Genomic DNA, 12,356 nt, shown 5'->3' with positions numbered 1-12,356 from the left:
CCATCACCACTTAACAATCCAGTTTATAGCCAACGCCATAAATCGTCTTAATATATTCCCCGCTCTTCCCGAGCTTCTTCCGCAGTCTTTGTACCATAATATCAACCGCTCTCGTATTTCCGATATACTCAAATCCCCATACTTTCTCAAGTAACTCATCTCTCATAAATACACGTTGCGGATTTGAAACAAACAACTGACATAAATTAAACTCTCTGTACGTTAACTGAACCTCTTGTCCACTCACATGCACTTTTCTTTCCTTAGGACAAATCGTTATCTCTCCCGCCCCGATTACTTCATGGCTTACCGTTACCTCTTTCTTCTTCACGCGGCGCGTCATATTCTTAACCCGAAGAATAAGCTCCGCATAATTAAACGGCTTCGTCACATAATCATCTGCACCAAGTTGCAAGCCAAGCAATTTATCATTCATCTGACTCTTCGCAGTTAACATGAGCACTGGAATATCCCGATCCTTCTCCCGGAACAAACGAAGTAACTCATACCCATCTGTATCTGGAAGCATAACATCCAAAATCAAAACATCCGGCCCTTCCTTCCATCTCTCTAAAGCTTCTCTCCCGTCAGCCGCCGTAAGCACTTCATATCCTTCCATCTCAAGCTGCATCCGAATCAAATTACGAATACTCGACTCATCATCCACTACAAGTATTTTCATTGTTCTCCTCCTTCCATCCTGTATTATAGTACAGTTTAGTATAGCAAAAATCTTATAAAAAAAGAGAGGGTATTGTCGAACATATGTTGAACGACAATACCCTCTCCTTCACTTATTAGTCTTACTTATCATACCCATTAGGTTTCTTCTGATGCCAATTCCAAGCATGCTCAATGATTGTCTTCACATTTACATACTGAGGATCCCAACCTAACTTCTCTTTCGCTTTCTGAGAAGAAGCAACTAAACGTGCTGGATCTCCCGCACGGCGCGGTGCTACTTCAGCTGGAATTTCATGATTTGTAACTTCACGAACTGCATCAACGATTTCTTTTACACTGAAACCATTACCATTTCCTAAGTTATAGAAATCACTTTCTCCGCCGTTCTGCAAGTCTTTAAGACCTAAGAAGTGAGCCGCTACTAAATCTTCAACATGAATATAATCACGGATACAAGTACCGTCTGGTGTATGATAATCATCACCAAACATCATAATTTTCTCACGTTGACCTAACGCCACTTGCAATACAAGAGGAATTAAATGCGTCTCTGGACGGTGATCTTCCCCAATAATACCATTTGGAGTTGCACCAGCCACATTAAAGTACCTGAAAATCTTATAACGTAAATTAGAAGCTTGGCTATACCAATGAAGCATCTTCTCGATTGCTAACTTCGTCTCTCCATACGTATTCGTTGGATTTGTCATCGTTTCCTCAGTAATAAGGTCTACATCTACCTCACCATACGTCGCCGCAGTAGAAGAGAAAATAAACTTATCTACCTTAAACTCATCCATTACCTCTAATAAGCAAAGTGCACCATACACGTTATTATTATAATATTGCAGAGGCTTCTCCATACTAACTCCAACTAAAGAATCAGCCGCGAAATGCATAACCGCCTCAATATTTTCTTGTGTAAACACATCTCTTAAAAATGCTTTATCACGAAGGTCGCCATTATAAAACTTTGCACCTTCCGTAATTGCATCTTCATGACCCGTTTGTAAGTTATCTACTACTACTACAGATAAACCTTCGTCTACTAATTTTTTCACAGCGTGAGAACCGATGTATCCAGCTCCGCCGCAAATTAGGATTGAACTCATTGTCTTCCTCCTACTATATATTAGGATTTCTTATTCACTCTCTTATTATAAAAGGTATACGATTGCTCGTATACCTTTTGTGTACCTTTACTTAGCAACGAAATAATCCGTTACATATTGTGCCCAAACTTCGTGGCCTTTAGCACTTGGGAAACCAAACTCTTCTGTTAAGTACGGCAGGATAGCCTTCGTTGATGCATCAGGCCATGCTCCCCAATGATCCACATATGTATAACCATTTTGTGTCGCAAATTGCTTTAACGCCTCAATTGCTTTTGGATAATTCTTCGCACCATACACTGGGTTTGGTGGTTGAATCATAATTGTAGCACCCTTTGCGCTAGTAGAAAGTGCTTGTACAAACTTCTGTGTACTCGCAACAGAGTTTCCATTACCAGTTTTACCATTGTCAGTAATAAACGGTGGCTCAAATAAGATCACATCTGGCTTTTCTTTCGCAATCTCTTTATCACGTTTATTCGCAATCAACTCGTCTGTACTTTCACCCTTATATTCTTTTACCGTCACATTCCATAAACCTTTACCATAAGAAGCATCTAGGTTAGCCGTTAACTTAGCTGCCCAAGCATCTTTTGCAGATGAAGAAGCTTCATCACCAACAATAACAAGGTTTACTGCCTTTTTATCCTCAGCGGCTTTCTTTAACTTCTCTTTCACTTCATCTGGTAAATTCTTCGCATATGCTTCATTAAAAGATGCTTTCGCATCTTGTTTCTTCTCTGATTTCTTCGTTCCACTATCTTTAACTTCAGACTTCGTTTTCGTTACTTCACTCGTCTGTCCTGTTGCATTCGCAACCTTCTTATTCCAGTATAATTTACCGCTCACAACCGAAGCGACAAACAATACAAAAATAACTAGGACAAGTACTGCCTTCTTATTCATCGATTCACCTCATCTATTATTCTCACAACATATAATACTAATATAAATTCACGCAAAAATAAACCCAACTCCTACCAAAGGAGTTGGGTTATTCCATAATTACTTAATCACTTCAAGATGTGATCTTAACTTATTCGTAATATCTTGTTTCGCTGCATCTGGAACATAGTAATACCAAATACCATCAGCGGCTTTGTGGCCGTCACCTGGGATTTGGATTTCTTCACTATTTTCCATGCAATCTTTATAGTTCTTTTGAATATCAAACATTTGATCCTGAGTTAAACTTGTTTTAACATTTTTCTCAATTGCTTTTAACACATCACCGTAACTAGCTAGAGAAGATACACTTGCACCTTTTTTAATTACAGCTTGGATGACTTGGCGTTGGCGCATTTGACGACCGAAGTCACCACGTGGGTCTTCGTAACGCATACGGGAATATCTTAATGCTTCTGTACCATTAAGATGTATATTCCCTTTAGCGAATTGTGATCCTTCATATTTGAATGCTAAATCGTTATTAACATCTACTCCACCAACTGCATCGACAACATCTTTAAAGCCGGCCATGTTCACTTCAATATAGTGATCGACTGGTACATCAAGGAAGTTTTCCACCGTTTTGACAGCCATATCGATTCCACCAAAAGCGTATGCATGATTAATCTTATCCTTTTTGCCTTTACCTACAATTTCTGTATATGAATCACGTGGAATACTAGTGATTTTCATAGACTTTTTTTGTGGGTTTAGTGTGAATAGCATCATTGAATCTGAACGCCCTGTCTCTTCCGCTCTTTGATCCACGCCCATTAACAAAATAGATATTGGCTTATTATCAGCGACATCTACTTTCTTATCACGTTTTTCAGACTTATCACGATCTAATGGCTTATGTACTGCATCTAATGTATTTGATACATTAGAATAAACATAGTATGCATATGCCCCCCCTGCGATCACTAGAAAACCTATTATACCTAAAACCCAAAATAAAATTTTCTTTTTCATATTTTTTACCTTCTTTAATTTTTATTTATAACTAATTATGCATTATTGCTATTCACCATATTACAACAAATACATTTATAAATAAAAGCTTTTTTATTCCTTATGATTGTAACGAAAGTTCACTTTTTATTTGAGTAGTTGATATATCTTCAGTTCTTGGTAAATAAACCACTTCGCAATGTTCTTTTAAAAAATCAAATTTCCCTTCCCAATCATCACCCATAACAAATACATCAATTTCATACTTTATGATATCTTCAATCTTTTGTTCCCAAGTATTTTCCGATATTACTAGGTCTACATATCTAATGCTTTCCAGTAGCATTTTTCTCTCTTCAAATTTAAAATAAGATTCTTTTCCTTTTAATGCATTAAATTCATCTGTTGATAATCCAACTATTAAATAATCACCTAGATCTTTTGCTCGCCTTACTAAATTTATATGACCATAATGTAGTAAATCAAATGTTCCATATGTCAAAACTCTTCGCATTATAAAAGTTTCACTCCTATTACTAAATTTCTTATATGCATGATTTTTTATTAAAAGAATTTAATATACCCCTCTTATTTCCCCTTATATTTAGAATTAGGATTTTTATAAAATAATAGAATTAAAATAATTCATCACTCATTTGATAATGTTTTATACTGATTAACAAAGTACCCCTTATATTCACCAGATACAATTGCCTTCCACCATTCTTCATTATCTAAATACCACTGAATTGTTTGAGCAATTCCTGTTTCAAATGTGTAAGTTGGTTTCCAGCCTAATTTCTCTAATTTTGTTGGGTCAATTGCGTAGCGCTTATCGTGGCCTAGTCGATCTTGAACAAACTCAATTAGTTCTTCTGATTTACCAAGCGTACTAATGATAGTTTTTACTACCTCTAAATTTGTACGCTCATTATGTCCACCAACATTATAAACTTCTCCATTTACACCCTCATGCATAACTAGATCAATTGCGGCACAATGATCAATAACGTGTAACCAGTCGCGAATATTTTTACCGTCCCCATATACAGGAACCTTTTCATCATTCAATACACGTGAAATTGTTAATGGAATTAATTTTTCAGGGAAATGGAATGGTCCATAGTTGTTTGAGCAACGTGTAATGTTAACTGGTAAACCGAATGTCTCATGATACGCTCGAACTAATAGATCAGAAGAAGCCTTACTTGCACTATATGGGCTATTTGGTTGTAAAGGTGTATCTTCTGTAAAGAATGTAGTTGGATCAAAATCTAATTCACCATATACTTCGTCTGTTGATACGTGAACGAATTTAGTAATACCATACGCCTTTGCTGCATCTAATAATACTTGTGTTCCTAATACATTGGTACTAATAAATACTTCAGGTTCAGCAATAGAACGATCCACATGACTCTCTGCAGCAAAATGCACAACATAATCAAATTTTTCTTGTTCGAATAGTTGGTTTACCGCTTGACGATCTACGATATCAACCTTAGCGAATGAATAGTTATCTTTGTTCTCAATATCTTTATGCTTTGTTAAATCTCCCGCATATGTCAATACATCTAAATTTACAATATGATAGTCTGGGTATTTATTTACCATATACTGTACAAAGTTTCCTCCTATAAAACCTGCGCCACCTGTTACTAATAATTTCTTTTTTCTCATCTTATTTCACCTCTTGCTGTAATTGTGTAATATAATGTTTTGTCGCTTTCTTCCAATCTTGTAATGGCTCAAATCCATTATCAATTAATTTTTTCTTAGACATACGTGAATTTTTAGGACGTACTGCACGAGTAGGATATTCTTCCGTTGTAATGCTATTTACTTTCACATCTTGCCCTGCTATTTCAAAAATTTCTTGCGCAAATTCAGCCCAACTACAGAAACCTTCATTTGTAGCATGATATGTACCATATTTCTCTGTTACAACCATATCAACTAACAAACGAGCTAAATCATACGTATAAGTTGGTGATCCTATTTGGTCTCCCACAACATTCAGTTCATTACGTGTTTCACCTAAACGAAGCATCGTTTTAATGAAGTTATTTCCATTAATACCGAATACCCATGAAATACGCACAATAAAGTTGTTATCTATTAAGCTTCTAACTACTTTTTCTCCCTCATGCTTTGTTAAACCATAGTACCCAACCGGATTAGGCGCATCAGTTTCTACAAATGCATGAGTTCCTTCTCCATCAAACACATAATCTGTACTAATATAAACAAATTTAGCATTTAATTTTTTTGCTGCTGTAGCAAGGTACTTTGTACCTTCTACATTCACATTCCAACAAAGTTCTTTATCATCTTCAGATTTATCAACAGCTGTATATGCTGCACAATGAATAATTGCATCTGGTTTTACTTTATCTACAAATTCATAAACTGCAGCTTCATTTGTAATATCTAAATCTTCTATTCCAATACCTTGCATTTCTAGCCCTTGCTTCTCTCCACGTTTTACTACGTCATATCCAAGCTGACCATTATAACCGGTTACTAAAATTTTCATTTTTTTACTCCCCGTATATAAAGTTATTTTCTGCTTCTTTTAGTGAAGGTGCTTTTTCATCTTTTTCAGATAACACTGGTTGAATTTCCATTGGCCACTCAACACCAACTTCAACATCGTTCCAAACGATTCCTCGATCACATTCAGGAGCATATAATTCATCAACTTTATACTGAACTTCAACATCGTCTGTTAATGTCATAAATCCATGTGCAAATCCTTTTGGAATTAGTAATTGTTTTTTGTTTTCAGCACTTAATTCAATACCGAACCACTGACCGTATGTAGGACTTCCTTTACGAATATCTACTGCTACATCAAATATTGATCCATGTGTACAACGTACAAGCTTAGTTTGTGCTTTAGGGTTTAATTGATAGTGTAAACCACGAAGTGTTCCCTTTGTTGCTGAAAATGATTGATTATCTTGTACAAATTGTAGATCAATTCCTGCTTCTTTCATCGCTTGGTCACTATATGTTTCCATAAACCAACCACGATGATCTCCAAACACTTTCGGTTCAATTACTTTAACACCTAATAAGTTTGTATCTAAAACTTTCATTATGTTCACTCCAAATTAGTATTTAATACTGCCATTTGCTACTTTTAATAAATATTGGCCATAGCCATTTTTAGAGCACTGATCACCTGATTCAATTAAAGTTTCTTTATTAATCCAACCATTAATAAATCCAATCTCTTCAAGTGCTGCAATTTTAATCCCTTGATGTTCTTCAACTGTTTTTACAAAGTTTGTTGCATCTACAAGACTTTGGTGCGTACCCGTATCTAGCCATGTATAACCACGACCTAATAATTCAACTTCTAACTCACCACTATGTAAATATGCTTCATTTATAGATGTAATTTCTAATTCTCCACGTGCCGATGGTTTAACATTTTTTGCAATTTCAACTACACGATTATCATAGAAATATAGACCAGTAATTGCATAATTAGATTTTGGTTCTTTCGGTTTTTCTTCTACACTCAATACTTTTCCGTTCTCATCAAATTCAACTACACCAAAACGTTCCGGATCATGTACATGATAACCAAATACTGTAGCTCCGCTTTCTTTCTGAGCTGCTCGTTGTAACATTTTTCTCATTCCACTACCATAATAAATGTTGTCCCCTAACACCATCGCTACAGAATCATCACCAATAAACTCTTCACCAATAATAAATGCTTGTGCTAGTCCATCTGGACTTGGTTGCACTTTATATTGAAGAGAAATACCAAATTGAGATCCATCTCCTAACAAAGATTCAAAACGTGGCGTATCCTCTGGTGTTGAAATAATTAAGATTTCACGAATTCCTGCTAACATCAATGTAGATAGTGGATAGTAAATCATCGGTTTATCATATATTGGTAATAATTGTTTACTTGTTACCATTGTTAATGGGTAGAGACGTGTACCACTACCACCTGCTAAAATTATTCCTTTCACTTCTTTTCCCCTCTCAGACCTTTATTTTTCAAATTATTAATTATATTTACAACTCGCATACTATTTCTATTATCTACATAACTAAAATGTTTCGCTCTCACTAAACTTCTTTCTAGTTTATAATTATCATGACCATTTATTAATTCCGATAGCGCAACTTCAACCTCTTCCCAGTTTTTGCATTTTATACCAGGGGTTACATCCTCATAATCTTCATATAGTTCACGACTACTATTTTTATATTCCTGTAAATCAAATGGTGTAAATACTATAGGTCTATCTAATAATAAATAATCAAAATATACACTAGAATAATCCGTTAATAAAATATCTAGGTGCGGTAAAAGAATATTGACATCACTAACTTCTTCTCCCAAGAATATCAATCGAGAATTAAAATTATTAACTTTAAAATTATTTCTAACCATATCTATAAAATGTAACTTTACCAAAAGGATGCAATTTTCTTCCTCTAAAAATCGCTCCAATTTTTCCCTATCCTCATTTTTTAATAGATTGAATTGACCATTTCTAAAAGTAGGCACATAACCAATTATTTTATTACATTTATATTTTTCTCTTAACTCACTTATCATTTTAATTTCAGGAATATTTTTCTCAAAAAGAATATCATTTCTCGGATATCCAGTAACATATATATTATCTTCTGCTATATTAAAAGCTGAATGAAAATATTTTGATACTAAAGGACTTGTAGAAATCATAGCATCCCATTTTTCATTAGTATAAGGGAAAACTATGCTTTTAATGTGACCAACCAAATTTTTTTGTTTCCCTTGTGGATAAGAAAATTTATCGTCATAGCCAATCTTTTTTAAAGGAATACCATGCCAGAGCTGAACTTTCTTAGCCCTATATAACCCTAATGGATTTACATCTACTAACCCTGATGAAAAAATTGCTACAGATGCTCTACAAGAATACCAATATCCCAAAATAGAATTTATTAAATATACCCTTTGTCCCTTAGATCTTAATTCCATTAAGACTTCTTGATTATGAGTTAACCATATTGGTATAATATTATCTTCATTTGTAACTATATACTCAAATAAATATTTACTATTATCAGAATATCTTTCACCATACCACGCACCCATGACCCATATCTTAGAAGATTTAGGAACTAAAAAAGATAACATAAAGAATGGATATTTCAGTATAATAGATAAAAAATTCAATATTTTACTTTTTTTCATATTATCTCCTTTTCACTCCTCGCATTTTAATCGATAAAAATATCATTAAAGGAGTAGCGACTATTATCCATATAATAATCCGTATAAAAATATTATAGTGAATTAAATATGCAAAAGATAAAATTAATAAAACAACATATAAAATTAAAAGAAGTATATTTTTTTTATCCAAAAATACACTTCTAATTAATCGATATACAGCCACAAAATATAGCATATTTAAGAAAAAGACTGTAATCATTCCTGACAACAAGGCACCCTTCAATCCAAATCTAGGTATTAATAGCACATTACAAAGTACATTAATCAACAATGATAAGGTTACTCCTAACGCCCTTAGCCCCTGCTTGTTCGAAATCGTCAAAACTGCACCATGAGTAGCGGCAAAGTAACGTAAAAATAATGTAACAGCAAACCCATATAATAATGGAATTGTACTTATAAATGATTCACCATACATAATATTTATAATTAAATCTGCAAAATTAATGACTCCTATCGATAAGAGTCCACCAACTAAAAGCATATAAGTATTCATTTGAGTACCTAATATAATCAGTTTTTCACTGGATTCTACTTTAGATAAACGCGTAATATAAACATTAGTTAGGGCATCACTAAATATTAAACCTGCTGTTAAGATTTTTATACCAGCTTGATATAAACCAAGTCCCGTGTTACCAATATAGTACTGTACAACAATAGTATCTACTTGAAAATATAATGTTCCTATTGCTAAGTGAATTGCATACGGGAAGTTTTGCTTTAAATTTAATATTATTTTTTTTATTTTTATATGTTTTATCGCTATTTTCCCTACATATTTAATGTAGACTCTATACGCATATACAAAGTTGAATAAACGTGAACATATGAAAGCAACTGCTACCATAGTTTTATCCGCATTCATATATAGGGATATCATAACTACCAATATATGCACTATATTCCCATAAAGATTAATTTTTGCCTCCACATTAAAATAAGAGAGGCTTCTCAAAGGTAAACATAAAAATGTACCAAAACTCCAAAATATGTGAGATACTAGCAATAAAAAGAATATTTTAAAATTTCCTTCGCGCCATTCAAAAGTATATAAACTTAAGTAACTTAAAATCAGTAAGAATATGGTTAAAATTACTTTAGAATAAAATGCTTCATTAACATATTCTTTAATTTTATTTGGTTTTTTACTTATATCTTTAACTAATTTTAAACCAAAGCCATAGTCTACAATGACTACTAGTATTGCACCAATAGTAAAACAAAACATAAATTGACCAAATCCCTCTACTCCCCATGTCCTAGCTAAAACAATGAAAAGCAAAGTATTGGCCATTATCCTAACAAACATCGTTACCATCATATATAATGAATCTTTAATCATGCTAACATTCCTTATAATCTTTATTTAAAACTGTATCATAAGCAGATAAAGTTACACCCGAAATATAATCCCAGTTATAAAAATTATCTATGTCTTTCTTTAATTCACTCACTTTTTTCTCATTAATATTCTGTAATGCATTTAATGCATGCTCTATAGATACTTCATCATTAGGCGAGCAATAAATAACATTATCTTTAAAATAACTTTTAGTAAATCCTGAATTAGTCATTACAACGGGTATTTCAAAAATACCTGCCTCTAATCCTATTAATCCAGTTGTCTCAAACCAACTTGCATGCACTAGGCCCCTTGCTTTAGACAAATGTTCAAACAATACTTCTTGTTTTACCTCACCTATATACTGAACCTGCGGATCCAGATTAACATTTGTAATGAAATCTTCAACATAATTATGATGATTATTATTAGTTGCACCAAAAAATAATAATTGATACCCATCCTTATATAAGACGGATTGTTGAAAAGCTTTTAATATTAAACTTTGATTTTTTAGTGGTTCTATTCTCCCAATACATACTATTTTCTTATCTTTTTGTTTCCTCACACCTTGAACTATGTTAAAAATATTATTATCTACACCATTAGGAATAATTTGGATGAAGGGGGGCGATTTTAAATCATTTTCCTTTAATATATAATCCTTTTCCATTTGAGAATTTGGCAAGATACCATCTACTAAATTAAAGATTTTTTTTCTTTTTATCCTATACCCCTGTGCTAATAAAGACAAATTAATTCTTTTATTTAATAGTAAATCTTTAATAAAATTATTAATTGTCATATAAAATTGATATGACAAAAATGAAAATAAAAATTTCTTTTTCTTATCAATACCAGCTTCCAACATATTTTTCAAATAAAAATCAGGATGATATATAGGAGTTAAAACCACTTTCTTCCCCAAATTCTTTGCTATTTTAATATTACACAATGTTTCAGCCACGTTGTATGAGTTAAATATATGGACAATATCATATTTATTACTCTTCAAATCCATGGGCCCGGAATAAAATTCTACTTCAACATTTTTCCCTCTTAATTCCCTTGCAGTATTTTCAATTTGTACCGTATCCCCTCCCCTTTTGGTAAATAAATCACTCCTACTCATATATAATACTTTCATTTGATACGCTCTCCTCAACAAAATAATTAAGCCTTACATTTTTTCAATAAAAAAATCACATTTCTAAATAATTTTAATGTGACTTTTTTTAAAAATAAAAATCGCTCTTCTGCATATTTATTAAGATAATAATCTTCACTTTCAAGCATATATTTATACTTTATTAGGCCTAATCTACTAGTTGTTCCACCATCTTCATGAATAACACTAACGTTAGGTAATAGATATATCTTTTTATCTATTGCTCTTATTTTTTGCGCTAAAATCAGTTCCTCTTCATATAAAAATGTATTTGGATCAAACATTTTAACCCGTTCGAAAATTTCTCTTTTCATCATAAAAGCTGCTCCTGAAAATAATTCTATTTCAGTTGGACTATCCATCATTTGAACATCATAAAAATATTCTTGATAAGTTTTTGTTTTTGATAATAAGCGTTGTAATGGACTATACACAACAAATCTATGTATTATTTTTGTTTCTTTTCTAGCACACCATTTTTGAATACTTTGATCTTCATTTAGTATTTTGGGAGTAACTAGCCCTATATCATCATTAAGAGATAAAAAATCTGCCATTTCCTCAAAAATTGAAGCTTTTAAAATTATATCGTTATTTAATATAGTAATATATTCACATTCTTCCTTTATACATTCCTCTATTCCTAAGTTATTCCCTTGTGCATATCCTAAATTAATATCACTCTCAATTACTCGGAATAAAGATTCAGGATACCTTGATAAATGTTCTTTTATTATCTTCACTGAATTATCTTCAGACCCATTATCAACTACATATAATTTATAAACGAACTTACTTCCAATATTATCCATTATATTATCTATTAAATTTATAGTTGCCAAAGAATTATTCCAATTTAAAATTACAATGCCTATTTTCCCCATAACATAC

13 protein-coding genes are annotated in these 12,356 nt (G+C 32.7%); all 13 read right to left on the bottom strand.

Features of this window, described 5'->3' with window-relative positions; genetic code table 11:
* Nucleotides 1–10: 10 nt before the first annotated feature.
* The 13 genes from QCI47_RS01185 to QCI47_RS01125 all read right to left on the bottom strand — a co-directional run bounded on the left by QCI47_RS01185 (nt 11) and on the right by QCI47_RS01125 (nt 12,349).
* Entirely contained in the window at nt 11–682 is a 672-nt protein-coding gene (locus QCI47_RS01185; RefSeq protein WP_086707030.1) for a response regulator transcription factor, read from the bottom strand.
* A 121-nt stretch (nt 683–803) separates the two neighbouring features.
* Nucleotides 804–1,796 (bottom strand): UDP-glucose 4-epimerase GalE, encoded by a 993-nt coding sequence (gene galE, locus QCI47_RS01180; protein ID WP_000095012.1) that lies wholly within the window; start codon nt 1,794–1,796, stop codon nt 804–806.
* A gap of 87 nt (nt 1,797–1,883) precedes the next feature.
* The gene (locus QCI47_RS01175) at nt 1,884–2,702 is read right to left on the bottom strand and encodes an SGNH/GDSL hydrolase family protein (protein WP_061131842.1); all 819 of its coding nucleotides are present in this window, start codon (nt 2,700–2,702) and stop codon (nt 1,884–1,886) included.
* Between the two features lie 99 nt (nt 2,703–2,801).
* Nucleotides 2,802–3,716: a polyisoprenyl-teichoic acid--peptidoglycan teichoic acid transferase TagU gene (gene tagU, locus QCI47_RS01170; protein ID WP_309422457.1), complete on the bottom strand. Its 915-nt coding sequence runs from the start codon at nt 3,714–3,716 to the stop codon at nt 2,802–2,804.
* A 100-nt stretch (nt 3,717–3,816) separates the two neighbouring features.
* Complete coding sequence (tagD, locus tag QCI47_RS01165; RefSeq protein ID WP_076873380.1) at nt 3,817–4,209, bottom strand: glycerol-3-phosphate cytidylyltransferase; 393 nt, start codon at nt 4,207–4,209, stop codon at nt 3,817–3,819.
* Nucleotides 4,210–4,343: 134 nt separating this feature from the next.
* Nucleotides 4,344–5,375: a dTDP-glucose 4,6-dehydratase gene (gene rfbB, locus QCI47_RS01160; protein ID WP_076873381.1), complete on the bottom strand. Its 1,032-nt coding sequence runs from the start codon at nt 5,373–5,375 to the stop codon at nt 4,344–4,346.
* Nucleotide 5,376: 1 nt separating this feature from the next.
* On the bottom strand, nt 5,377–6,231 hold the full coding sequence (gene rfbD / locus QCI47_RS01155) for a dTDP-4-dehydrorhamnose reductase (RefSeq protein WP_074543796.1): 855 nt from the start codon (nt 6,229–6,231) through the stop codon (nt 5,377–5,379).
* 4 nt (nt 6,232–6,235) lie between these two features.
* Nucleotides 6,236–6,796 (bottom strand): dTDP-4-dehydrorhamnose 3,5-epimerase, encoded by a 561-nt coding sequence (rfbC, locus tag QCI47_RS01150; RefSeq protein WP_353811670.1) that lies wholly within the window; start codon nt 6,794–6,796, stop codon nt 6,236–6,238.
* 15 nt (nt 6,797–6,811) lie between these two features.
* A complete protein-coding gene (gene rfbA, locus QCI47_RS01145) occupies nt 6,812–7,690 on the bottom strand; it encodes a glucose-1-phosphate thymidylyltransferase RfbA (protein ID WP_076873383.1) in 879 nt (292 codons plus the stop codon).
* Complete coding sequence (locus QCI47_RS01140; protein WP_076873384.1) at nt 7,687–8,910, bottom strand: CDP-glycerol glycerophosphotransferase family protein; 1,224 nt, start codon at nt 8,908–8,910, stop codon at nt 7,687–7,689. The genes rfbA and QCI47_RS01140 overlap by 4 nt, the downstream gene beginning before the upstream one ends.
* A gap of 1 nt (nt 8,911) precedes the next feature.
* Entirely contained in the window at nt 8,912–10,297 is a 1,386-nt protein-coding gene (locus QCI47_RS01135; RefSeq protein WP_076873385.1) for an oligosaccharide flippase family protein, read from the bottom strand.
* 1 nt (nt 10,298) lies between these two features.
* The gene (locus QCI47_RS01130; RefSeq protein WP_319611185.1) at nt 10,299–11,444 is read right to left on the bottom strand and encodes a glycosyltransferase family 4 protein; all 1,146 of its coding nucleotides are present in this window, start codon (nt 11,442–11,444) and stop codon (nt 10,299–10,301) included.
* A gap of 26 nt (nt 11,445–11,470) precedes the next feature.
* Nucleotides 11,471–12,349, bottom strand: a complete 879-nt coding sequence (locus QCI47_RS01125) for a glycosyltransferase (RefSeq protein ID WP_076873387.1) — start codon at nt 12,347–12,349, stop codon at nt 11,471–11,473.
* Nucleotides 12,350–12,356 lie beyond the last annotated feature (7 nt).

Source organism: Bacillus cereus group sp. RP29 (assembly GCF_040459765.1).
GTDB lineage: Bacteria > Bacillota > Bacilli > Bacillales > Bacillaceae_G > Bacillus_A > Bacillus_A paranthracis.
The sequence above is the reverse complement of the archived record's forward strand: the minus strand, read 5'-3'. Positions and strand labels throughout refer to the sequence as shown.